23 protein-coding genes are annotated in these 21,722 nt (G+C 57.7%); 12 read left to right on the top strand and 11 right to left on the bottom strand.

Annotated elements, in window-relative coordinates:
• Nucleotides 1-10: 10 nt before the first annotated feature.
• The 5 genes from sppA (at nt 11) to yajD (ending at nt 5,602) form a co-directional block, all read left to right on the top strand.
• Nucleotides 11-1,864, top strand: a complete 1,854-nt coding sequence (gene sppA / locus QLG03_RS03140) for a signal peptide peptidase SppA (protein WP_004203792.1) — start codon at nt 11-13, stop codon at nt 1,862-1,864.
• Between the two features lie 138 nt (nt 1,865-2,002).
• Nucleotides 2,003-3,022, top strand: coding sequence for an asparaginase (ansA, locus tag QLG03_RS03135; protein ID WP_032452508.1), 1,020 nt, complete (start codon nt 2,003-2,005; stop codon nt 3,020-3,022).
• A gap of 9 nt (nt 3,023-3,031) precedes the next feature.
• The gene (pncA, locus tag QLG03_RS03130; protein ID WP_004203790.1) at nt 3,032-3,673 is read left to right on the top strand and encodes a bifunctional nicotinamidase/pyrazinamidase; all 642 of its coding nucleotides are present in this window, start codon (nt 3,032-3,034) and stop codon (nt 3,671-3,673) included.
• A 170-nt stretch (nt 3,674-3,843) separates the two neighbouring features.
• Nucleotides 3,844-5,097: a glycoside hydrolase family 18 protein gene (locus tag QLG03_RS03125; protein ID WP_255987249.1), complete on the top strand. Its 1,254-nt coding sequence runs from the start codon at nt 3,844-3,846 to the stop codon at nt 5,095-5,097.
• Between the two features lie 160 nt (nt 5,098-5,257).
• Nucleotides 5,258-5,602, top strand: a complete 345-nt coding sequence (gene yajD / locus QLG03_RS03120) for an HNH nuclease YajD (protein WP_002901254.1) — start codon at nt 5,258-5,260, stop codon at nt 5,600-5,602.
• Between the two features lie 94 nt (nt 5,603-5,696).
• Here the strand turns inward: yajD and QLG03_RS03115 are convergent, their stop codons facing one another.
• Together QLG03_RS03115 and msrB are read right to left on the bottom strand one after the other, a co-directional pair.
• Nucleotides 5,697-5,975 (bottom strand): YeaC family protein, encoded by a 279-nt coding sequence (locus tag QLG03_RS03115; RefSeq protein ID WP_004203787.1) that lies wholly within the window; start codon nt 5,973-5,975, stop codon nt 5,697-5,699.
• Between the two features lie 43 nt (nt 5,976-6,018).
• Entirely contained in the window at nt 6,019-6,432 is a 414-nt protein-coding gene (msrB, locus tag QLG03_RS03110) for a peptide-methionine (R)-S-oxide reductase MsrB (RefSeq protein ID WP_004203786.1), read from the bottom strand.
• Nucleotides 6,433-6,769: 337 nt separating this feature from the next.
• On the opposite strand from msrB, the gene gapA reads away from it, so the two are divergent.
• Nucleotides 6,770-7,765, top strand: coding sequence for a glyceraldehyde-3-phosphate dehydrogenase (gene gapA, locus QLG03_RS03105; protein ID WP_004203784.1), 996 nt, complete (start codon nt 6,770-6,772; stop codon nt 7,763-7,765).
• A 74-nt stretch (nt 7,766-7,839) separates the two neighbouring features.
• Nucleotides 7,840-8,724 (top strand): D-hexose-6-phosphate mutarotase, encoded by an 885-nt coding sequence (locus tag QLG03_RS03100; protein ID WP_023289274.1) that lies wholly within the window; start codon nt 7,840-7,842, stop codon nt 8,722-8,724.
• Between the two features lie 60 nt (nt 8,725-8,784).
• Here the strand turns inward: QLG03_RS03100 and QLG03_RS03095 are convergent, their stop codons facing one another.
• Together QLG03_RS03095 and QLG03_RS03090 are read right to left on the bottom strand one after the other, a co-directional pair.
• Complete coding sequence (locus tag QLG03_RS03095) at nt 8,785-9,639, bottom strand: aldo/keto reductase (protein ID WP_048334776.1); 855 nt, start codon at nt 9,637-9,639, stop codon at nt 8,785-8,787.
• A 91-nt stretch (nt 9,640-9,730) separates the two neighbouring features.
• On the bottom strand, nt 9,731-10,477 hold the full coding sequence (locus tag QLG03_RS03090; protein WP_023289272.1) for a MipA/OmpV family protein: 747 nt from the start codon (nt 10,475-10,477) through the stop codon (nt 9,731-9,733).
• Nucleotides 10,478-10,893: 416 nt separating this feature from the next.
• Between QLG03_RS03090 and yeaG the strand changes: the two genes are divergently transcribed.
• Together yeaG and QLG03_RS03080 are read left to right on the top strand one after the other, a co-directional pair.
• On the top strand, nt 10,894-12,828 hold the full coding sequence (gene yeaG, locus QLG03_RS03085) for a protein kinase YeaG (protein ID WP_004203779.1): 1,935 nt from the start codon (nt 10,894-10,896) through the stop codon (nt 12,826-12,828).
• Between the two features lie 85 nt (nt 12,829-12,913).
• A complete protein-coding gene (locus tag QLG03_RS03080; protein WP_012968476.1) occupies nt 12,914-14,197 on the top strand; it encodes a YeaH/YhbH family protein in 1,284 nt (427 codons plus the stop codon).
• A 45-nt stretch (nt 14,198-14,242) separates the two neighbouring features.
• Here the strand turns inward: QLG03_RS03080 and QLG03_RS03075 are convergent, their stop codons facing one another.
• On the bottom strand, nt 14,243-14,806 hold the full coding sequence (locus QLG03_RS03075) for a hypothetical protein (RefSeq protein ID WP_023289271.1): 564 nt from the start codon (nt 14,804-14,806) through the stop codon (nt 14,243-14,245).
• 159 nt (nt 14,807-14,965) lie between these two features.
• Between QLG03_RS03075 and QLG03_RS03070 the strand changes: the two genes are divergently transcribed.
• Nucleotides 14,966-15,448, top strand: a complete 483-nt coding sequence (locus QLG03_RS03070; protein WP_032452502.1) for a glutathione peroxidase — start codon at nt 14,966-14,968, stop codon at nt 15,446-15,448.
• 121 nt (nt 15,449-15,569) lie between these two features.
• Here QLG03_RS03070 and QLG03_RS03065 read toward each other — a convergent pair whose 3' ends face one another.
• Nucleotides 15,570-15,881: a hypothetical protein gene (locus tag QLG03_RS03065; protein WP_023289269.1), complete on the bottom strand. Its 312-nt coding sequence runs from the start codon at nt 15,879-15,881 to the stop codon at nt 15,570-15,572.
• Nucleotides 15,882-15,972: 91 nt separating this feature from the next.
• On the opposite strand from QLG03_RS03065, the gene QLG03_RS03060 reads away from it, so the two are divergent.
• Nucleotides 15,973-16,068, top strand: coding sequence for a hypothetical protein (locus QLG03_RS03060; RefSeq protein WP_224222709.1), 96 nt, complete (start codon nt 15,973-15,975; stop codon nt 16,066-16,068).
• 70 nt (nt 16,069-16,138) lie between these two features.
• Here QLG03_RS03060 and QLG03_RS03055 read toward each other — a convergent pair whose 3' ends face one another.
• On the bottom strand, nt 16,139-17,020 hold the full coding sequence (locus QLG03_RS03055; protein WP_132135128.1) for a LysR family transcriptional regulator: 882 nt from the start codon (nt 17,018-17,020) through the stop codon (nt 16,139-16,141).
• A gap of 175 nt (nt 17,021-17,195) precedes the next feature.
• Here QLG03_RS03055 and QLG03_RS03050 point away from each other — a divergent pair, with 175 nt between their 5' ends.
• The gene (locus tag QLG03_RS03050) at nt 17,196-18,386 is read left to right on the top strand and encodes an MFS transporter (protein WP_255987248.1); all 1,191 of its coding nucleotides are present in this window, start codon (nt 17,196-17,198) and stop codon (nt 18,384-18,386) included.
• Here QLG03_RS03050 and QLG03_RS03045 read toward each other — a convergent pair.
• From QLG03_RS03045 to glnH, 4 genes are read right to left on the bottom strand one after another with little or no spacing between them, the layout of a single operon-like run.
• On the bottom strand, nt 18,383-19,399 hold the full coding sequence (locus tag QLG03_RS03045) for a C45 family peptidase (RefSeq protein WP_255987247.1): 1,017 nt from the start codon (nt 19,397-19,399) through the stop codon (nt 18,383-18,385). The genes QLG03_RS03050 and QLG03_RS03045 overlap by 4 nt on opposite strands.
• A 21-nt stretch (nt 19,400-19,420) precedes the next feature.
• Entirely contained in the window at nt 19,421-20,143 is a 723-nt protein-coding gene (gene glnQ / locus QLG03_RS03040; RefSeq protein WP_032429131.1) for a glutamine ABC transporter ATP-binding protein GlnQ, read from the bottom strand.
• Nucleotides 20,144-20,145: 2 nt separating this feature from the next.
• Complete coding sequence (gene glnP / locus QLG03_RS03035) at nt 20,146-20,802, bottom strand: glutamine ABC transporter permease GlnP (protein WP_023289264.1); 657 nt, start codon at nt 20,800-20,802, stop codon at nt 20,146-20,148.
• A gap of 51 nt (nt 20,803-20,853) precedes the next feature.
• Nucleotides 20,854-21,606: a glutamine ABC transporter substrate-binding protein GlnH gene (gene glnH / locus QLG03_RS03030; protein WP_023289263.1), complete on the bottom strand. Its 753-nt coding sequence runs from the start codon at nt 21,604-21,606 to the stop codon at nt 20,854-20,856.
• Between the last annotated feature and the right edge of the window lie 116 nt (nt 21,607-21,722).

The following is a 21,722-nucleotide window of genomic DNA, read 5'->3' as shown; positions in this document are numbered from 1 at the left end:
GGGAGAATACATGCGAACCCTTTGGCGACTGATTGCCAGCTTTTTTAAATGGACGTGGCGGATACTCAACTTTATTCGCAAACTGGCCCTCAATGCGATCTTCCTGGTGCTGGTGCTGGTGTGTATCGGCATCTGGAGCCAGTTCAGCAGCACCACCAGCGAACATGCCGCGCGCGGCGCGCTGCTGCTGGATATTACCGGCGTGGTGGTGGATAAACCGTCCGCCAGCAGCAAGCTCGGCGTAATTGGCCGCCAGCTGTTTGGCGCCAGCTCGGACCGTCTGCAGGAGAATTCTCTGTTCGATATCGTGCAGACCATCCGTCAGGCGAAGGATGACCGTAATATCACCGGTATTGTGCTGGATCTGAAAAACTTCGTCGGCGGCGATCAGCCCTCCATGCAGTACATCGGTAAAGCGCTGCGCGAATTCCGCGACAGCGGCAAACCGGTGTATGCCGTCGGCAGCAGCTACAGCCAGGGCCAGTACTACCTGGCGAGCTTTGCCAACAAAATCTGGCTCTCTCCGCAGGGGGAGGTGGACCTGCACGGCTTCGCCACCAACGGGCTGTACTACAAGTCGCTGCTGGATAAGCTGAAAGTCTCCACCCATGTCTTCCGCGTCGGCACCTATAAATCCGCCGTCGAGCCTTTCATTCGCGATGACATGTCTCCTGCCGCCCGCGAAGCGGACAGCCGCTGGATTGGCGAACTGTGGCAGAACTACCTCAACACCATCGCCGCCAACCGGCAGATCACCGCCCAGCAGCTCTTCCCGGGCGCCCAGGGCATTATCGATGGCCTGCGTAAGGTGGGCGGCGATACGGCGAAATATGCGCTGGACAATAAGCTGGTGGATGAGCTGGCGACCTCCACGGAAGTGGAAAAGGCGCTGACCAAACAGTTTGGCTGGAGCAAAGCGGATAACAATTACCGGGCGATCAGCTATTACGACTACAACGTGAAGACACCGTCTGACCAGGGTTCCGCCATCGCGGTGATCTTCGCCAACGGCGCCATCATGGACGGCGAGGAGACCCCGGGCAACGTCGGCGGCGACACCACCGCTGCGCAAATTCGCGATGCGCGCCTCGACCCGAAAATTAAGGCCATCGTCCTGCGCGTCAACAGCCCGGGCGGCAGCGTGACCGCCTCGGAAATCATTCGCGAAGAGCTGGCGGCAGCCAAAGCCGCGGGTAAACCGGTGGTCGTTTCAATGGGCGGCATGGCGGCCTCCGGCGGCTACTGGATCTCCACGCCGGCGGACTACATTGTCGCGAACCCAAGCACCCTCACCGGCTCCATCGGCATCTTTGGGGTGATCAACACCGTGGAAAACACCCTTGGGTCGATTGGCGTCCATACCGACGGCGTCGCCACGTCGCCGCTGGCGGATATCTCCAGCACCAAAGCGCTGCCGCCGGAAGTGCAGCAGCTGATGCAGTTGAGCATTGAGAACGGCTATCAACGCTTTATCACCCTGGTGGCTAACGCGCGTAAGAGCACGCCGGAGAAAATCGACCAGATTGCCCAGGGCCACGTCTGGACCGGGGAAGATGCCAAAGCCAACGGTCTTGTCGACAGCCTCGGCGACTTCGACGACGCGGTGGCCAAGGCCGCCGAGCTGGCGAAGCTGAAAACCTGGCACCTCAACTACTATCAGGAAGAGCCCACCTTCTTCTCGATGGTGCTGGACAGCCTGACCGGTTCGGTACGCGCCTCGCTGCCGGCCGCCATTCAGGCCTGGCTGCCTGCGCCGGTGGCCGCGGCAGCCGAGACGGTGAAAGCCGAAAGCGACAAGCTGGCGGCGTTTAACGACCCGCAGAACCGCTATGCCTTCTGCCTGACCTGCGCCAACATCCGTTAATACGCAGCGGCTGCCCCGTCTCCCGGGGCAGCCTTTTTTCCGCACCTGCCAGCGCCGCCACAAAGCGAGCGGCCAACACTGTATTTTTTCCTCCGTCTCTTTATACTGCGCCTGTCTACGACCAACCTAAGCGATGCTATGCAAAAAAAATCGATTTACGTTGCCTACACCGGTGGGACCATCGGTATGCAGCGCTCTGAACACGGCTATGTACCCGTTTCCGGCCATCTGCAGCGTCAGCTGGCGCTGATGCCTGAGTTCCATCGCCCGGAGATGCCGGACTTCACGATCCATGAATACCATCCGCTGATGGATTCATCCGATATGACCCCTGAGGACTGGCAGCACATCGCCGACGATATCCGCAGCCATTACGAGGAGTATGATGGCTTTGTGATCCTCCACGGTACCGACACCATGGCGTTTACCGCCTCTGCGCTGTCGTTCATGCTGGAAAACCTCGGCAAACCGGTGATTGTGACAGGGTCACAAATCCCGCTGGCCGAGCTGCGCTCCGACGGCCAGATCAACCTGCTCAATGCCCTGTACGTCGCCGCCAACTATCCGATTAACGAAGTGGCGCTGTTTTTCAACAATCGGCTGTTCCGCGGTAACCGTACCACTAAAGCCCATGCCGACGGCTTTGACGCCTTCGCCTCGCCAAACCTCGCGCCGCTGCTGGAGGCCGGGATCCATATCCGCCGTCTCGGTACCCCGCCGGCGCCGCAGGGCTGCGGAGAGCTTATCGTGCACCCCATCACCCCGCAGCCGATTGGCGTGGTGACGATTTACCCTGGCATCTCCGCCGACGTGGTGCGTAATTTCCTGCGCCAGCCGGTGAAAGCGCTGATCCTTCGCTCCTACGGCGTCGGCAATGCGCCGCAGAATGGCGAGTTTATTCAGGTGCTGGCGGAAGCCAGCCAGCGCGGCATTGTGGTGGTCAACTTGACGCAGTGTATGTCCGGGAAAGTGAACATGGGCGGCTATGCCACCGGCAATGCCCTCGCCCAGGCGGGAGTCATCAGTGGTTTCGATATGACGGTGGAAGCGACGCTGACCAAGCTACACTATCTGCTGAGCCAGCAGCTGGACGTTGACGCCATTCGCGCGGCGATGCAGCAGAATCTGCGTGGCGAACTGACCCCTGACGAAGCTTAAGGAGGACGTATGGCGCATCGAGCGCTGTTACTGGTTGATTTGCAGAACGACTTCTGCGCCGGCGGCGCGCTGGCGGTTCCCGAAGGCGACAGTACCGTCGAGGTGGCCAATGCGCTTATCGACTGGAGCCTGGCGCGCGGCGAGCCCATCGTCGCCAGCCAGGACTGGCACCCGGCGGATCACGGCAGCTTCGCCAGCCAGCACCAGGTGGAGCCCTACACCGTGGGCGACCTGGATGGCCTGGCGCAAACTTTCTGGCCGGATCACTGCGTTCAGCACAGCGAAGGCGCGGCGCTGCATCCCCTGCTCAAGCAGCAGGCCATCGCCGCCGTGTTCCACAAAGGGCAAAACCGGGTCATTGACAGCTACAGCGCTTTTTTTGACAACGGTCACCGGCAGAAAACTGAACTGGACGGCTGGCTGCGTGGTCAGGGGATCGTGGAGCTGACCGTGCTCGGCCTCGCCACCGATTACTGCGTTAAGTTCACCGTGCTGGATGCCCTGGCGCTGGGCTACGCGGTCAACGTCATCACCGACGGCTGCCGCGGGGTGAATCTTCAGCCGCAGGACAGCAGCCAGGCGTTTATGGAGATGGCCGCCGCAGGCGCCACGCTCTATACCCTCGACGACTGGCGGGAAACCCACGCCTGATCCCGCCCCCGGCGCGCCCGCGCCGGGGCTTCTTCTGCCGCTTCGTTATCGTCCATAAATTGAACTCTCTCGCAGTTTCAACAGGTTATTGCTGGTAGTCTGGCAAGGCTGTTTTTTCGCCACGCCATTTCCGTGGCGCGGTTATTTTTTTAAGTCAAAGAGGAACCACTATGAAACGTTTGCCCTTGCTGGCAGCCTTGCCCCTGCTTTGCGCTTCCGCGCTCTCTGCCCAACCGCTGATGTCCGTCGGCTATTTCAACGGCGGCGGCGACGTCACTGCCGGGCCGGGCGGGGATATCGACAAGCTGGACGTCCGGCAGATCACCCATCTCAACTACTCGTTTGGCCTTATCTATAACGATGAAAAAGACGAGACCAACGCAGCCCTGAAGGATCCTGCTCATTTGCACGAGATCTGGCTGTCGCCGAAGGTGCAGGCGGATCTGCAAAAGCTCCCGGCCCTGCGTAAACAGAACCCGGACCTCAAAGTCCTGCTGTCGGTCGGCGGCTGGGGCGCGCGCGGTTTCTCCGGCGCGGCGGCAAGCAAAGAAACCCGGAAGGTGTTTATTCAGTCTGCGCAGGAAATTGTTGAAAAATATGGTCTGGATGGGATTGACCTCGACTGGGAGTTTCCGGTCAACGGCGCCTGGGGGCTGGTTGCCAGTCAACCGGCCGATCGCGATAATTTTACCGCGCTGTTAAAAGAGCTGCGCGCAGCGTTTGGTACCAGGAAACTGGTCACTATCGCCGTGGGCGCTAACGCCGAAAGCCCGAAAAGCTGGGTGGACGTTAAAGCGATTGCGTCATCGCTCGACTACATCAACCTGATGACCTACGACATGGCCTACGGCACGCAGTACTTCAACTCGAACCTGTATGACTCCAACCACTGGCCGACGGTCGCCGCGGCGGATAAATACAGCGCCGATTTTGTGGTCAACAATTACCTGGCCGCCGGGCTTAAACCCAGCCAGATGAACCTCGGGATTGGTTTTTATGGCCGGGTACCGAAACGGGCGGTCGAGCCGGGGATTGACTGGAGTAAAGCGGATGCGCAAAAGAACCCGGTCACCCAGCCCTATTTTGGTCCACAGCAGATCGCGCTGTTTGCCTCGCTGGGCTATGACCTGAGCAAAGACACCTACGTGAAATACAATGATATCGTGGGCAAATTGCTCAACGATCCGCAGAAACGCTTTACCGAGCACTGGGACGATGAGGCGAAAGTCCCGTGGCTGTCTGTGCAGTCCGCGGAGGGCAAGCCGCTGTTCGCCCTCTCCTATGAGAACCCGCGCTCGGTGGCCATTAAAGCGGACTACATCAAGGCGAAAGGCCTCGCCGGAGCGATGTTCTGGGAGTATGGCGCCGATGACCAGAACCAGCTGGCCCGCCAGCTGGCGGAATCGCTGGGGATCAAACACTAATCGCGGCTGTTCCGCCGCATCGCCGCCGCCGGGCGGCGTGACGCAGGCAGCATCGCCGGCAATGCAGGTATATCGCGCCGCCCGGGATAGGTTATGATGCCTGTTATCCGCTGCGCCAGGGGCTGGCGCAGCTTAACCGTTTGACAGGAGGCAGGGGGCCATGGCCTATATCCCCAAAAATTACGCACGTCTGGAAGTGGGTTACCGCGAAAAGGCGCTCAAGCTCTTTCCCTGGGTATGCGGACGCTGCTCACGGGAGTTTGTCTACTCCAATCTGCGCGAGCTGACGGTGCACCATATCGATCACGACCACTCCAATAACCCGGAAGATGGCAGCAACTGGGAGATGTTGTGCCTTTACTGTCACGATCACGAACATTCCAAGTACACCGAAGCCGATCAGTATGGCTCCACGGTGGTAGCGGGCGAAGATGCGCAAAAGAGCGTCGGCGAGGCCACCTACAACCCGTTTGCCGACCTGAAAGCGATGATGAATAAAAAGTAAGCGAAGCGACTGACCGCCGGTCGCGGTCGTTGACGCTACCCTTGTCCGGCGCCGGATCACCCGACGCCGGAACGTCTCCCCGCCGGCCGGCGGTTTATTGCAACTTCACGGTGGCGATCGGCTTCGGCACGATGCCGAAATCTTCCTTCAGCTGCTGTTTGCTCTTCATCACCATCTGCCCGCGGGTGTCGATGGTCATATGCTGGGCGTCGGTGTTATACCGGGCCTGCCACAGCATCACCAGCTGCAGGCTATTTTCCTTCTGCTCCGGCGTCAGCGCCACGCCATCCGGCCATTTTCCCAGCTCTACCGCCGTCGCCAGGCGCTGATACACTTCCGGGGTCATGCTGTCGATAATTTGCTCAATATCCATCTTCCGCTCACCTCCACCAGGAATAATTTGCTGAATCGTTTCTTCAACCCTTGATCTGCTCGCCGTTCTGCTCATCGGTGAAGCTGAGCGACGCCGAATTGACACAATAGCGCTCGCCGGTCGGCTGCGGGCCATCCGGAAACACGTGACCGAGATGGGCATCACAATTTCCGCAGCGGATCTCAATGCGCTGCATGCCGTGGGAGCTGTCGTCCAGATAGCGAATGGCCTCTTCGCTTACCGGCTCGTAGAAGCTCGGCCAGCCGCAGCCGGAGTCGTATTTGGTCTGGGAGTTGAACAGCGGCGCATCGCACACCAGGCAGTGATACACGCCATTTTTCTTGTTGTGCAGCAGCCGTCCGGTGAAAGGCGGTTCGGTGCCATGATGTTGGGTCACGTAAAACTGCATTTCGCTCAAGCCGTTTTTCAGCTCTTCCGGGGAGGGTTTATTTGCCATGGGCTTACATCTCGCTTTGCAATGGACAACTTTCGCCCCAATTCTAACAAAACATTAACAATGAAGCGTACACTTTTGTTCTAAACTTATCCGGTGCCCACAGGCAGCCAGATAATTGTGACTTAAATCACGTTTTTATCTTAAATGCCCTTTAAAATTCCGCGCGCAGCCCCCATATGGAATTGGGCTCAAAGGGAGAGTGAGGCAAATCAATCGCGCAAGGTGTGCTCAGGATTGATTTGTCGCAATGATTGACACGATTCCGCTTGACGCTGCGTAAGGTTTTTGTAATTTTACAGGCAACCTTTTATTCACTAACAAATAGCTGGTGGAATATATGACTATCAAAGTAGGTATCAACGGTTTTGGCCGTATCGGTCGCATTGTTTTCCGTGCTGCTCAGAAACGTTCTGACATCGAGATCGTTGCAATCAACGACCTGTTAGACGCAGAGTACATGGCTTACATGCTGAAGTATGACTCCACTCACGGTCGTTTCGACGGCACCGTTGAAGTGAAAGACGGTCATCTGGTCGTTAACGGTAAAAAAATCCGTGTTACCGCTGAACGTGACCCGGCTAACCTGAAGTGGGACGAAGTTGGTGTTGACGTTGTTGCTGAAGCAACCGGTATCTTCCTGACCGACGAAACCGCTCGTAAACACATCACCGCTGGCGCGAAAAAAGTCGTTCTGACTGGCCCGTCCAAAGACAACACCCCGATGTTCGTTCGCGGCGCTAACTTCGACACTTACGCTGGCCAGGACATCGTTTCCAACGCATCCTGCACCACCAACTGCCTGGCACCGCTGGCTAAAGTCATCAACGACAACTTCGGTATCGTTGAAGGCCTGATGACCACCGTCCACGCAACCACCGCTACTCAGAAAACCGTTGATGGCCCGTCTCACAAAGACTGGCGCGGCGGCCGCGGCGCAGCTCAGAACATCATCCCGTCCTCTACCGGCGCTGCTAAAGCAGTAGGTAAAGTACTGCCAGAACTGAACGGCAAACTGACCGGTATGGCGTTCCGCGTTCCGACTCCGAACGTATCCGTTGTTGACCTGACCGTTCGTCTGGAAAAAGCAGCGTCCTACGAAGAAATCAAGAAAGCTATCAAAGCCGCTTCTGAAGGCGCAATGAAAGGCGTTCTGGGTTACACCGAAGACGACGTTGTTTCTACCGACTTCAACGGCGAAGTTTGCACTTCCGTGTTCGATGCTAAAGCAGGTATCGCACTGAACGACAACTTCGTTAAACTGGTTTCCTGGTACGACAACGAAACTGGCTACTCCAACAAAGTTCTGGACCTGATTGCCCACATCTCCAAATAAGTTGAGATGAAAAAGTAATCTGTAAGAGCGACTTCGGTCGCTCTTTTTTTTGTCTGCAGAGATAGGATTGCACAATGATAAATAAAATTTTTGCTCTCCCGGTGAATGAAACCATTTCGCCCGTTATCTCCCGTCGCCAGCTGGACGACCTGGAGCTGATTGTCATCGACCATCCGCAGGTGAAAGCCTCTGTGGCGCTGCAGGGGGCGCACCTGCTCTCCTGGAAACCCGCCGGTGAAGAAGAAGTCCTGTGGCTGAGCAACAACACCCCATTTAAACAGGGCGTCGCCCTGCGCGGCGGCGTGCCGATTTGCTGGCCGTGGTTTGGCCCATCGGCGCAGCAGGGCCTGCCGTCGCACGGCTTTGCCCGCAACCTGCCGTGGACCCTGGAAGGGCATGATGAAGACGACAGCGGCGTGATGTTGACCTTTGCGCTGCAGAACAGCGCTGAAACCATGAAGCTGTGGCCGCATGAGTTCACCCTCTATGCCCGCTTCAAGCTGGGCAAGACCTGCGAAATCGAGCTGGAAGCCCACGGCGAATTCGAGACCACCTCTGCCCTGCACAGCTACTTCAACGTTGGCGATATCGCGGCGGTGAAAGTGAGCGGTCTTGGCGAGCGCTATATCGATAAAGTGAAGAACGCCGAAGAAGGCGTTCTGAACAACGGCGTGCAGACCTTCCCGGATCGTACCGACCGCGTCTATCTCGACGCCGAAGGCTGCAGCGTGATCCACGACGACGCGCTCAGCCGCACGATCGACGTGGTGCATCATCATCAGCACAACGTGGTGGCCTGGAACCCGGGCCCGGCGCTGTCCGTCAGCATGGGCGACATGCCGGACGATGGCTATAAAACCTTCGTTTGCGTCGAAACCTGCTGCGTGACCCAGCCGCAGAAAGCCAGTGAAGAGACCCCGTCTCGCCTGGCGCAAACCATCAGCGTGAAAAAACGCTAACCGCAAAAAGCCCCGTTTATCACGGGGCTTTTTCTCTTCTCCACCTGGATGCGCTGTGGGTTAAACCATATCCAACCGGGTTTTCCGCGGCGGCGGCGGATAGAGGCGGTCCAGCTGCGCAAGCTCTTGCGGGCTGAGAACGATATCAAGCGCGGCGGCATTCTGCACCACATGCTCGATAGTCGCCGCTTTCGGGATCGCCAGCATTCCCGGATGACGAATCACCCAGGCCAGCAGCAGCTGCGCCACCGTCACGCCCCGCGCGTTAGCCATATTGATGATATCGGTATGCTGAAAAAGTCCATCGCGTAAGCGCCCCGCCTGCGCCAGCGGGCAATAGGCCATCACCGGCAGGGTGTGCTGCTGGCACCAGGGCAGGAGATCGTATTCAATGCCCCGCGACGCGAGATGATAGAGCACCTGGTTGGTGGCGCAGCGTTCGCCGCCCGCCGTGCGCCACAGCGCCTGCATATCGTCGGTGTCCAGATTGGAGACGCCCCAACGGCGGATTTTGCCCTCGGCCACCAGCCTTTCCATCGCCTCGACCGTCTCCTGCAGGGGGATATCGCCCCGCCAGTGCAGGAGATACATATCCAGATAGTCGGTCTGCAGCCGGCGCAGACTGTTTTCACAGGCGCGGCGCATCGCCGCTCCGCCGGCGTGCCAGGGATAGACTTTAGAGACCAGCGTCACCCGGTCGCGCAGGCCGCGGATCGCCTGGCCCACTACCTCCTCCGCCCCGCCGTCGGCATACATCTCCGCGGTATCGATTACCGTCAGGCCATGGTCGATGCCCGCGCGCAGTGCAGCCACCTCCTGCTGACGCTGCGCCGCGTTCTCGCCCATATACCAGGTCCCCAGCCCGATGGCCGGAACTGCCGCCTGCTCGCCAAAGCATACTGTTTTTTTCACCATCGTCTCCTTCTTCGCGCCCTGCACCACCATAAAGCAAAACAGGGCGCGAAGCCCTGTTTTGATGCATAAAGCGCACTGTAATAATGCACAATCAGAAGGTGTAGGTGATCCCGGTTGAGATCAGACCGCTCCAGGATTTGTCCACCATCGGGCTATCGGTAATTTCATCCGACAGACGCGTGTAGCGCGCAATACCGTATACGCTCCAGTCGCCGAGGAAGCGATAGTTGGCCGCCAGCTCCAGATACGGGTTCCAGCTGCTGTCCGGATCGTAGCTGCGCATCCCGCTGCGACGGGACTCATGCTGCGAGACGCCATAGTAGTATTCGTTCTGATTGTCGCTGTTCCACTCGACGCCAATGCCCGGCGTCAGCGTCAGGTTCCCGTTGGTGTAGCGGTACAGCCAGGCGAGATCCCAGTTGATACCGTTGCTGTTATCCAGCGTATCGCCGGCAATCGTCGTGCGCAGGAAGCCATAGGGCGTGTTGTGGACATAAGAAAGACCGGCCATCACGGTCGATTTACGTTTATCCAGGCGACGCATTTGTTCGCTATCGCTGTCGCCCGGCTTGAAGTACATCGGCGACCAGTAGGCCGTTATCGACAGCTTATCGTTGGTGTCATTCCACAGGTAGTAACCCCCGCCCAGACCGTGGAACCAGAAGTTATCGCTCTCATAACTAATGACCGGCACCGGATAAACATCCGCATCATACTGCTTGTACGGATGCTCAACGATGCCGACGCCAGCCCCAAGCGTGAACTTCCCATCGGCATGCGCCGCGCTGGCGGAGGTCGCAATCAGCACGCCGAGTGCCAGAAGTTTGATTTTAGTCACAATCCATATTCCCGTTGTCAAATAATCAGCCCGTGCAGTTTACCGTCGTAGGTCTCATGCCTCAAATTCTTTACCCGATATGACACAAATCGTTCACTTTCCCACCCTTCTCTTACCATCTGGTGACAGCCCGATGACAGCTTCACGTCCCGGCGAATCAAAAAGCGTCTTTTTCAGGATGAGTTATTGATATGTCATTGAAATTGATTTTCTGCGGCATGCAAGATTTCTAAATGCATCTACGCTTAAATTTAGAAGGTGTAATTGCAGGGCACATTCACGCTACCCCACCCGCAACCTGGCATAAGGGTTGCTGGATACCAGGAGAGCGATGTTCAGCTTATGTCTTCCGGGGGCCCCCACTATTCATATGAACGGCTCTCAACCTGTGCTAAAAAACGAAAGGACGGCATGCCATGAATATATTCGATCACTATCGCCAGCGCTATGAAGCTGCCAAGGACGAAGAGTTCACACTGCAGGAGTTTCTTACCATCTGCCGGCAAGATCGCAGTGCCTATGCCAATGCGGCAGAACGTCTGTTGATGGCCATTGGTGAACCCGTCATGGTTGATACGGCTCTCGAGCCGCGGCTATCCCGTCTCTTTTCAAACCGGGTCATCGCACGCTATCCGGCGTTTGAAGAGTTTTACGGTATGGAAGACGCCATTGAGCAGATCGTTTCCTACCTCAAGCATGCCGCCCAGGGGCTGGAAGAGAAGAAACAGATCCTCTATCTGCTGGGACCGGTGGGCGGTGGTAAATCATCGCTGGCTGAACGGCTGAAAGCCCTGATGCAGCGCGTGCCTATCTATGTGCTGAGCGCCAACGGCGAGCGCAGCCCGGTTAACGATCACCCGCTGTGCCTGTTCAATCCGCAGGAGGATGCGCAGATCCTTCAGAAAGAGTATGGCGTCCCTACCCGCTATCTCGGCACCATTATGTCGCCGTGGGCGGCCAAACGCCTGCATGAGTTTGGCGGCGATATCACGAAATTCCGCGTGGTCAAAGTCTGGCCGTCGATTCTTGAGCAGGTCGCCATCGCCAAAACTGAACCGGGCGATGAGAACAACCAGGATATTTCGGCGCTGGTGGGTAAAGTGGATATCCGTAAGCTGGAACACTATGCGCAGAACGACCCGGACGCCTACGGCTACTCCGGTGCGCTGTGCCGCGCCAACCAGGGGATCATGGAGTTCGTCGAGATGTTTAAAGCGCCGATCAAGGTGCTGCATCCGCTGCTGACCGCGACCCAGGAGGGTAACTATAACGGGACCGAAGGGATCTCCGCCCTGCCGTTTAACGGGATCATCCTTGCCCACTCCAACGAATCGGAATGGGTGACCTTCCGTAATAACAAAAACAATGAGGCCTTCCTCGACCGCGTCTATATCGTCAAAGTGCCTTATTGCCTGCGGATCTCCGAAGAGATCCGTATCTATGAAAAACTGCTCAACAGCAGCGAACTGACGCATGCGCCATGCGCCCCGGGCACTCTGGAAACGCTGGCGCGTTTCTCGATTCTGTCGCGCCTGAAAGAGCCGGAAAACTCGAGCATCTACTCGAAAATGCGGGTCTATGACGGCGAGAGCCTGAAGGATACCGACCCGAAAGCGAAATCCTATCAGGAGTATCGCGACTACGCCGGGGTGGATGAAGGGATGAACGGGCTCTCCACCCGCTTTGCCTTTAAGATCCTCTCAAGGGTGTTTAACTTCGACCATGTTGAAGTGGCGGCCAACCCGGTGCATCTGTTCTATGTGCTGGAGCAGCAGATTGAGCGCGAACAGTTCCCTCAGGAGCAGGCCGAGCGCTATCTGGAATTCCTCAAAGGCTATCTGATCCCGAAATACGCCGAGTTTATCGGCAAAGAGATCCAGACCGCTTATCTGGAATCCTACTCCGAGTACGGGCAGAACATTTTCGATCGCTATGTCACCTACGCTGACTTCTGGATCCAGGATCAGGAATATCGCGATCCGGACACCGGGCAGCTGTTTGACCGTGAATCGTTGAATGCCGAGCTGGAGAAAATTGAGAAGCCGGCCGGGATCAGCAACCCGAAAGACTTCCGTAATGAAATCGTCAACTTTGTGCTGCGCGCCAGAGCCAACAACAGCGGACGTAATCCGAACTGGACCAGCTATGAGAAACTGCGCACGGTTATTGAGAAGAAAATGTTCTCCAATACCGAAGAGCTGTTGCCGGTCATTTCGTTTAACGCCAAAACCTCAACCGATGAGCAGAAAAAACACGACGACTTTGTCGACCGCATGATGGAGAAAGGTTACACCCGCAAACAGGTTCGCCTGCTGTGCGAGTGGTACCTGCGGGTTCGTAAATCGTCCTGATGCGTCCAGCCCGGCGGTTCGCCGCCGGGCCAACTGCAGCTGAATGATGATAAGTAAAGTTGGCTAATGCAGTACAGGAGGGCATATGACCTGGTTCATAGACCGACGCCTGAACGGGAAAAACAAAAGCGCCGTCAATCGTCAGCGCTTTTTGCGCCGTTATAAGGCGCAGATTAAACAGTCGATCTCCGAGGCCATCAACAAGCGCTCGGTGACCGATATTGAGAGCGGAGAATCCGTCTCGATCCCGACGGACGATATCAACGAGCCGATGTTTCATCAGGGTCGCGGCGGGCTGCGCAACCGCGTCCACCCGGGCAACGACCATTTCGTGCAAAACGACCGCATCGAACGCCCGCAAGGGGGCGGCGGCGGCGGGGGCGGCGGTCAGGGGCAAGCCAGCGCCGATGGCGAAGGGAAGGATGAGTTTGTCTTCCAGATTTCGAAAGATGAGTACCTGGATCTCCTGTTCGAAGATCTCGCCCTGCCGAACCTGAAGAAAAATCAGCACCGGCAGCTGAACGAGTTTAAAACCCATCGCGCGGGCTTTACCTCTAACGGGGTGCCGGCCAACATCAGCGTGGTGCGTTCGCTGCAGAACTCGTTGGCCCGCCGGACGGCGATGACCGCCGGCAAGCGCCGTGAACTGCGCGCCCTGGAGGAGGATCTGGAGACCATCAGCCGCAGCGAACCGGTGCAGCTGTTGGAGGAGGAGCGCCTGCGCAAAGAGATTGCCGAGCTGCGGGCTAAAATTGAACGGGTGCCGTTTATCGACACCTTTGACTTACGCTACAAAAATTACGAAAAACGGCCGGAGCCCTCCAGCCAGGCGGTAATGTTCTGCCTGATGGACGTCTCAGGCTCGATGGACCAGGCCACCAAAGACATGGCCAAGCGCTTTTATATCCTGCTGTATTTGTTCCTCAGCCGGACCTATAAAAACGTCGATGTGGTCTACATCCGCCACCATACTCAGGCGAAAGAGGTGGATGAACACGAGTTCTTCTACTCTCAGGAGACCGGCGGCACCATCGTCTCCAGCGCCCTGAAGCTGATGGATGAAGTGGTGCAGGCGCGTTATGACCCGGCGCAGTGGAACATCTACGCCGCCCAGGCGTCGGATGGCGACAACTGGGCCGACGACTCCCCGCTGTGCCACGAACTGCTGGCGAAGAAAATTCTGCCAGTGGTGCGTTATTACAGCTATATCGAAATTACCCGCCGGGCGCATCAGACCCTGTGGCGCGAGTATGAACACCTGCAGGCGACCTTTGATAATTTCGCCATGCAGCATATCCGCGACCAGGAGGATATCTACCCGGTATTCCGCGAACTGTTTCACAAACAATCGTCTAAAAGTGAAGCGTAGTGAAATACTCAGCCAGTGAGTCGAGTGACTTGCTGGCTATTTTCCTCAGACACAAGGCCCGATGGCACAGCCATACATCATGTAAAACGGAAACAACGGGGCCATGGCGACGGCGCCAAGCGAGCTAATCGTTTTGGTCTTATCATTGATTGATACCACAACGGGGTGCGCTAACTGGTAGGCGGCGGCCAGATCTGACGCGTCCGATGCCGTCCAAAACCCTGTCGCTTTAAACAACACCCCGAGGCGATCGTTATCAATCTGCACCGCATGATACTGATTTACCAGCTCGCTATGCTGCCCGGCATCCAGTTTGCGCTGATCCATCACCACCAGATATTCCGCCGTTACCTCATGTTGTTCCACGACAAAGTTAACCCGCACGCCGGAAGCCTGTTGGTGAAAGCGCTCATAAAAGGTCTTATAACGCTGATATTCCTCAGGCACACCGTCACGGACAAAGCGGTAACTGTATTTCGCTGAGCTGGCGACAATACCGGACTCTGTGGGTTTCACCGCCACAATGGTATCCCGAGGCGGCAAGTTTGGCGCGCTGGTACAGCCTGCGAGCATCGCCACTACGACCAGCGATAAGACATATTTCACCATTTTCAGCCGTTCCTGTTCGCGATTTTCTCTATGACATCTGGCGTTTTTTTTAACACTCCAGGTACAAATCCCTAACCCTGTGTATCATAACTGCCTAATCTGCTTCAAACATTCGCGCGATCGTCAGCGTTGAACTGTTTCTACTCTCAGGAGCCTGCTATGACCCCTTTTTATCAATTGACGGCTACCCGCCTGCGCGGACAGCCCCTCTCCATGGCTGACTATGCTGGCAAGGTGGTTCTGGTGGTGAATACGGCCAGCCATTGTGGCTTCACGCCGCAATATGCTGGCCTTGAAGCGCTTTACAAAAAGTACGCGGCTCAGGGGCTGGTTGTGCTTGGGTTCCCCTGCAACCAGTTTGGCAAGCAGGAACCCGGCGGTGCGGATGAAATCGAGCAGACCTGTCACGTTAACTACGGCGTGAGCTTCCCGATGTTTGAGAAAGTGGACGTCAACGGCCCTGCCGCGCACCCGCTGTTTCGTTATTTGAAACAAGCGTTGCCCGGCGTGCTCGGCGGACGGATCAAGTGGAATTTCACCAAGTTCCTCATCGGTCGCGACGGCACCCCCCTCACGCGTTTCGCGCCGTTCACGACGCCGGAGAAAATGGAAGCCGCCATTGTTGCCGCACTCAAACGCTAAGTGTTCCTGTCATTCCACGTTCGCCTAACGGTGGCTGGCTGCCCATGCAAGATAGAGGTCGATCTCACGCGGCCAGCAACCGTCTGTGGTTGGCCTAACTTCCGCCTGCCCGACACGCAGCCTACAGCGGCGACACGGCCTCAACCTCATGCTGAAACACGTAGGGGTCGGAGAGCAGTTCGAATACTTCGTCGTCCGGATAGGTGACCGCGACGTGATAGTCTTCGCCTGCGAAGGCTTTGACCGCCGCGAGATCCTGCCAGTAGGTGGCGAGAAAGAAATGCGCCCATTCGCCCTGGTTTTCCCGGCGCACCAGCGCGCCCCTGTTGCCGGGGATACCTCGGGCGTGTTCCACGCCGGTCCGCTCAAGGTGCTTTGCAAACCCCTCGGCATGTTGCAATGGCACACAGCCGTGCCAGGTCCTGACAATCATTTGCGTTCTCCTGTGGTAATCAACCTCTCACCCTAACATCGACAGACATTTTTGGGGGAGCGCAACAAGGCGGTGCTGGCAACAACACAAAATTATTTTGCCGGACGGGGATATCCCCTCACTCTGCAGTATTTTCGACTGCGGCGCAGCATTGGGCCGAATATTGCGCGGTGAGTATGACTGTTAGCGGGCGCGGAAAAAATCGTGGCTCGTCAGCCCCGGGGGGTCTTATCGATACACGCCCAAGCCGCGTCCCTTCAGGGCATCGCCAGCCGCTCTTGATGATCCGCAAAGAGAGCGATGAGATGGTCGGCGAGAACCCGCACGCGTCTTGACCCGGCCAGGTCGGAATGCATCACCAGCCAGAGGGTCTGATCCGCGCCGATCTCCGGCTGCAGGCACTGCAGGCCGCTGGCCCGCGCCATAAAGTGCGGCAGGACGCCCAGTCCGAGGCCCGCGGATACCGCGGAAACCTGGGCCACGAGCGTATTGGCTTCGACTTTACAGGGCCTGCCGCGCAGGGTGCGCGTGATCCATTGGGCGGCCGGCAGGTGCTGGTGAGTTTCCGGCCACCCCACAAAGTCCGCCTCGCTCAGCGACAGGCCGTCCGCCCCGGCCAGATAGCCGGCGGCGCCATAGACGCCAAACCCCACCGTCCCCAGACGCTTTAACGTCAGATGCCCGGCCTCAGGCTTGACCATGCGGATCGCCAGATCGGCATCCCGACGGTGCAGGTTCACCGGCTGCACGCCGCTCAGCATCTCCACCCGCAGCTCGGGATATTGGTCCAGGAGCCCTTTCAGGGAGGGCAGAATAAAATGCGTGGCCAGGTTGTCCGCGGTGGCCAGGCGGACAACCCCGGCGACATGCCCCTGCAGTTGCGCCGCTTCGCCGAACGCCAGGCCTGCGTATTCCAGCGCCTCAGCCCGCGCGAGCAGGGCTTCGCCATCGTCGGTCAGGCGATAGCCGCTCTGATGGCGGCTGAAGAGCGGAACGTTCAACGCCTGCTCCAGCCGATCCAGCCGGCGGGAGACCGTGGCAATCCCCATGTTCATCTTGTCGGCGGCGCCGCTCAGCGTTCCCGCCCGGGCGATGGCGAGGAATATGCGCGCATCATCCCAGTTAAATTCTGCGGTCATCTATTTTCCATTTACGGAAAGCAACTCTCCGTTTTCCGCTCTTTTTTATCAGTTTCGCAGGGATGATACTGCACGCCACTCGCGGAGACAACCAGGCCATCCGGTCGCCTGCTCGCTCCTCACCTGAACGTCCGCGCACCGCGCGGAACGCACCTTTCCTAAGGATACGCCTGATATGAAAGAGATTGCTTTACCCCTCCACCCGGCGCCGGCGCGCGTCTGGATAGCCCTCGTTGCGCTCGGGATCTGCGCCTTTTCGATCGTCACCAGCGAACTGGCGCCGGTGGGCATGCTCAGCGCCCTGGCGGCGGATTTTCACCAGACGGAATCCGGCATGGGCCTCGCCGTCACCGCCTATGGCTGGGTGGGCGCCCTGGCGGCTCTGCTTTCCGGCGCGATGCCGGCGCGTATTTCCCGCAAGGCGCTGCTGGTCGGGCTGATGCTGATCCTGGCGCTTTCCTGCCTCGCCGCAACCCGGTCTTATTCGATGTTCGCCCTGATGAGCGCCCGCATGATTGGCGCCCTGGCGCATGGCGCCTTCTGGGCCTTAATTGGCATCGTCGCCGCGCAGCTGGTGCCGCCGCACCGGCTGGGGCTGGCCACGGCGATCATTTTTGGCGGCGTGTCGGCGGCAAGCGTAGTGGGGGTACCCCTGGCGAGCTTTATCGCCACCCTGGCGGGGTGGCGACACGCGTTTATGGCGATGGCCTTGCTGTCACTGGCCGCCGCTGCGGCGCTGTGCTCAACGCTGCCCCCGCTGGCCGCCCCTGCCTCCGTCAGGCTGCGTGTTTATCGCGATATTTTCCGCAATCCGCTGCTCGGTGGCCTGTATGGCGCCACGGCCTGCATCATTACCGCTCACTTTGCCGCCTTCACCTACATTGAACCGCTGCTGATAAATCTGCAGGGAGTCCCGGCGACCGCCCTCTCCGGCCTGCTGCTACTGTCAGGAGTTTCCGGGCTGCTGGGTAACGTTATCGCCGGTAAGCTTATCGATCGTCATCTGAAGGGGCTGATTTTCGCTGCGCTGCTGCTGAGCGGGGGCGCGCTGGCGATCCTTGGCGCCGCCCGTCTTGCGCCACTGCCGTTCTGTTTTAGCGGGCTACTGTTAGCCCTGTGGGGCGCCGGCATCGCGATTGTGTTTGTCGGCTTACAGACCTGGCTGCTGCGCAGCGCGGGCGCGGTCGCCCAGCCGGCGTCAGCCATTTACGTGGCCATTTTTAATGCCGCCATCGGCACCGGGGCGCTTGTCGGCGGCCAGCTGATCGCCTCAACTGGCCTGTCGGGAATGGTGTGGCTGGCGGCGGGGATCATGGTGGGCAGTACGCTGCTGATCGCCCTGCTGAAAGCGCCCTCGGCCCGCTAAACGCTGCCCTGTAAAACCGCGTTTTCACGGTCCAGAGTGAAGACCTGCCACACGACGCGGGTCGCGCTCAAGGTAAAAATGGCCGTCGCCAGCGTATTTTCCTCATCCGGATCGTCGGGAGACAGCCGGTAAATCGGTAACAGCGGATCCTGCTGGTCGGAGAGCATCGCTTTCGCTGTCACGCCATCCAGCGGCGGGTTCGTCGCCAGCCACGCGTCCAGGCGCCGCTGGCGCGAACCGGAGCTCCCGGTCACGATCTGTTCAATGGCCGCAAGCTGGGGATGGATCAGATGGTTGGCATGCCCGCCGGTGGCGGACAACTCGAGCACCGAGCTGCCGGAGCCGGTGGCTTCCACGCTAAACAGACGGCTATCGCCCATCTGGCCCAGGGTGTGGTGAAACGCGCCCGCGCGCGGCGTGGCGCTCAGCAAAGTGACGGCTTCCTCTAAGGTGGCGGCGTTCAGCGATGCGCGGGCCACAATCTGGCGCGGCATGCCGTCCGGACGATGCACGGCGCGAATATTGTTGACCGTATTGACTATCCCCTTCTCATTCACCGCGAAGGTATGCCCGCACAGGGAGCCGGGATAGGCAAAGCTGGTGAAGGCGAGGCCCACCTCCGGGGTTACGCTGACGATGGCGCACTCTTCACGCAGCTGCGGGAAGCCATCTTCATTGTGCGCAATGATCAACGCGCCCTCCGGGCTTCTCCCCGCCAGGGTGGTGCAGCCATCTGACGTCGAACGTACCAGATCGCCGCGACAGTTCCAGGCGAACACCTCATCCACCGGCGCCTGCAGCCCCTCCGCCATGCCCTCCAGCTCCTGCCAAATCAGCGGGAACTGCGCCTGCACGGCTGCGCGCATGCGCTGGGTCTGTTCCGCCGTTTTCAGGGCGGTTATGGTTTGCCACAGCGCCGTTTGCCTGATTTTAGTATGCCAGGCCTCACGACCAAACGCGCCAAGCTGCTGACCGACCGCATAGGCGGAACCACGGATTGCGATTGTTTTCATATAGTCATCATTCACTTATGTTCAGGATACGTGTTGCAAAAACTCTTGCAGACGCGGATTGCTGCTGGCCGTGAGCAGCGCCTCAGGTGAACCATCTTCGGCAATGGTGCCGCCATCAATAAAGATCAACCGGGAAGCCACCTCTCTGGCAAAGCCAATCTCATGGGTCACAATCACCATCGTCATGCCCTCTTCGGCCAGGGATCGCATGACCTTTAACACCTCATGCCGCAGTTCGGGATCGAGGGCGGATGTTGGCTCATCAAATAACATCATTTTGGGTTTCACCGCCAGGGCGCGCGCTATCGCCACGCGCTGCTGCTGACCGCCCGAGAGCTCTGCCGGATAGTGGTTGGCGCGTTCACGCAGCCCCACGCGGTCCAGCAACGCCAGCGCCTGCTCCCGCGCCGCGGCCTTGCTCTGCTTGCGCACGCGAAGCGGACCAAACATGACATTCTCCAGGGCGGTCAGATGCGGAAACAAATGAAACTGTTGAAACACCATACCGGCTTCGCGGCGAATATCACACTCATTCGCATGCGGATCCGTAATGTGCATACCGGCCACCAGCAGCGTTCCCGAAGAGATCGCCTCCAGCTTGTTGATACAGCGCAGCAGGGTCGATTTTCCCGAGCCGGACGGGCCAATGATCACCACCACCTCGCCCGCTTCAATCTTTAAATTGATATCGTGCAGCACCTGAGTGGCGCCGAAGTTTTTCGCCACCGCGCTAAATTCAACCATGCTCATAAAATATGGATCCTTTTCTCAAGTTGTTTCAGCAGGAAGCTCAGGCACAATGTCAAAAACAGATAAATCATCGCCACCGCCGTCCACACCTCCAGCGCCCGAAAATTGCCGGCAATAATCTCTTGTCCCTGACGGGTTAATTCTGCCACGCCAATGACAATAAACAGCGAGGTATCTTTAATACTGATAATCCACTGATTGCCTAATGCCGGGATCATCCGCCGAAAAGCCAGCGGCATAATGACATGCCACAGGGTGCTGCGCGGCGATAATCCCATCGCCAGGCTGGCTTCTTTAAATCCTTTATTAATCGACAGAATCGCCCCCCGGGTGATCTCCGCTATATAAGCCCCGGAGTTAATCACAATGGTGATAATGGCGGCGGGAACCGGGTCAATACGTACTGGCAACACCATCGGCAGGGCGAAGTAGATAAACATCACCTGCACCATAATTGGCGTCCCGCGGATGACTTCCACAAACACCAGCGATACCGTTTTGGATATTGTTCCGCCTAATGCGCGGCAGGTCCCGGCCAGCAAGCCAATGATTAATCCACCTAACAAGCCTGATAACGAAATAATCAGCGTCAGCTGCAAACCTTGCATCAGCAGCGGCAATGCATCCCAAATATAGCGACTGTCAAAATTCATGCTTCTACCCGTAAAGAAAATATGAGGTCGGATCGCTCCGACCTGGCAGGGTTATTTCGGCTGTTTAGCAAACCACTTTACGTAAATCTTGTCGTAGGTGCCATCGGCGCGCAGGGCCTGCAGGGCCTGGTTGACTTTTGGCGTCAGGCTGCTGTTTTTCTGCATCGCAAAGCCATACTGCTGTGGCAGAATGCTGTCCGTCTCACCGGTGGATTTGACCTTGCCGTTACCCGCCGTCTTCACGTAGTAAAGGACATTCGGTGAATCATGAACCACGGCATCGAGATTACCGGCCTGCAGGTCAAGGTAGGCGTTATCGATATTCGGGAACTCGATATAATTCGCTTTATATTTGCTTTTCATAAAGCTGGCTGCCGCTGTCCCCTGCTTAAGGCCGACTTTTTTCCCGGTCAAATCGCTGAATTTAACAATGGAGTTGTCGGTACTTTTCACGGCCATGAGCAGGTCGGCATTATAATATCCTTCGCTGAAGTCCACGACCTGCTTGCGCGCATCGGTAATCGTTATTCCCGCCATCGCCACATCCAGATTACGCGACTGCAGACCGGGGATCAGGCCGCCGAAATCCATTGGCCTTAATTCGTAGCTGATATGCATTTTCTTCGCAATCGCGTCCCACAGATCGATATCAAAGCCGACATATTTATCGCCTTGTTTAAATTCAAATGGAACAAAGGCAGTATCGACACCCACCGTTATTTTATCTTCTGCTGCTGTCACAAAACTGGCTGAACAAATAACTAATGCCAGCGTCAGCTTTAATTTCTTAAATAATCCACTCATAATTACCCTCAGCGTCAGTGAAATAGCCTACAACGAACGTCATCCTGCGAAATATCTCGCCGGAAGAACCAATAATAAGAGCTGATATGCCGGGCGCAGTTTTATGCGTCCGAATA

The sequence above is a fragment of the Klebsiella sp. V115_8 genome, assembly GCF_029967715.1.
Taxonomy (GTDB): domain Bacteria; phylum Pseudomonadota; class Gammaproteobacteria; order Enterobacterales; family Enterobacteriaceae; genus Klebsiella; species Klebsiella quasipneumoniae.
Note: the sequence above shows the minus strand (reverse complement) of the source record. Positions and strands in the feature narration are given on the sequence as shown.

Coding starts and splice junctions, on each gene's coding strand:
- sppA (WP_004203792.1), top strand. CDS start 11: ATGCGAACCCTTTGGCGACTGATTGCCAGCTTTTTTAAATGGACGTGG.
- ansA (WP_032452508.1), top strand. CDS start 2,003: ATGCAAAAAAAATCGATTTACGTTGCCTACACCGGTGGGACCATCGGT.
- pncA (WP_004203790.1), top strand. CDS start 3,032: ATGGCGCATCGAGCGCTGTTACTGGTTGATTTGCAGAACGACTTCTGC.
- QLG03_RS03125 (WP_255987249.1), top strand. CDS start 3,844: ATGAAACGTTTGCCCTTGCTGGCAGCCTTGCCCCTGCTTTGCGCTTCC.
- yajD (WP_002901254.1), top strand. CDS start 5,258: ATGGCCTATATCCCCAAAAATTACGCACGTCTGGAAGTGGGTTACCGC.
- QLG03_RS03115 (WP_004203787.1), bottom strand. CDS start 5,975: ATGGATATTGAGCAAATTATCGACAGCATGACCCCGGAAGTGTATCAG.
- msrB (WP_004203786.1), bottom strand. CDS start 6,432: ATGGCAAATAAACCCTCCCCGGAAGAGCTGAAAAACGGCTTGAGCGAA.
- gapA (WP_004203784.1), top strand. CDS start 6,770: ATGACTATCAAAGTAGGTATCAACGGTTTTGGCCGTATCGGTCGCATT.
- QLG03_RS03100 (WP_023289274.1), top strand. CDS start 7,840: ATGATAAATAAAATTTTTGCTCTCCCGGTGAATGAAACCATTTCGCCC.
- QLG03_RS03095 (WP_048334776.1), bottom strand. CDS start 9,639: ATGGTGAAAAAAACAGTATGCTTTGGCGAGCAGGCGGCAGTTCCGGCC.
- yeaG (WP_004203779.1), top strand. CDS start 10,894: ATGAATATATTCGATCACTATCGCCAGCGCTATGAAGCTGCCAAGGAC.
- QLG03_RS03080 (WP_012968476.1), top strand. CDS start 12,914: ATGACCTGGTTCATAGACCGACGCCTGAACGGGAAAAACAAAAGCGCC.
- QLG03_RS03075 (WP_023289271.1), bottom strand. CDS start 14,806: ATGGTGAAATATGTCTTATCGCTGGTCGTAGTGGCGATGCTCGCAGGC.
- QLG03_RS03070 (WP_032452502.1), top strand. CDS start 14,966: ATGACCCCTTTTTATCAATTGACGGCTACCCGCCTGCGCGGACAGCCC.
- QLG03_RS03065 (WP_023289269.1), bottom strand. CDS start 15,881: ATGATTGTCAGGACCTGGCACGGCTGTGTGCCATTGCAACATGCCGAG.
- QLG03_RS03055 (WP_132135128.1), bottom strand. CDS start 17,020: ATGACCGCAGAATTTAACTGGGATGATGCGCGCATATTCCTCGCCATC.
- QLG03_RS03050 (WP_255987248.1), top strand. CDS start 17,196: ATGAAAGAGATTGCTTTACCCCTCCACCCGGCGCCGGCGCGCGTCTGG.
- QLG03_RS03045 (WP_255987247.1), bottom strand. CDS start 19,399: ATGAAAACAATCGCAATCCGTGGTTCCGCCTATGCGGTCGGTCAGCAG.
- glnQ (WP_032429131.1), bottom strand. CDS start 20,143: ATGGTTGAATTTAGCGCGGTGGCGAAAAACTTCGGCGCCACTCAGGTG.
- glnP (WP_023289264.1), bottom strand. CDS start 20,802: ATGAATTTTGACAGTCGCTATATTTGGGATGCATTGCCGCTGCTGATG.
- glnH (WP_023289263.1), bottom strand. CDS start 21,606: ATGAGTGGATTATTTAAGAAATTAAAGCTGACGCTGGCATTAGTTATT.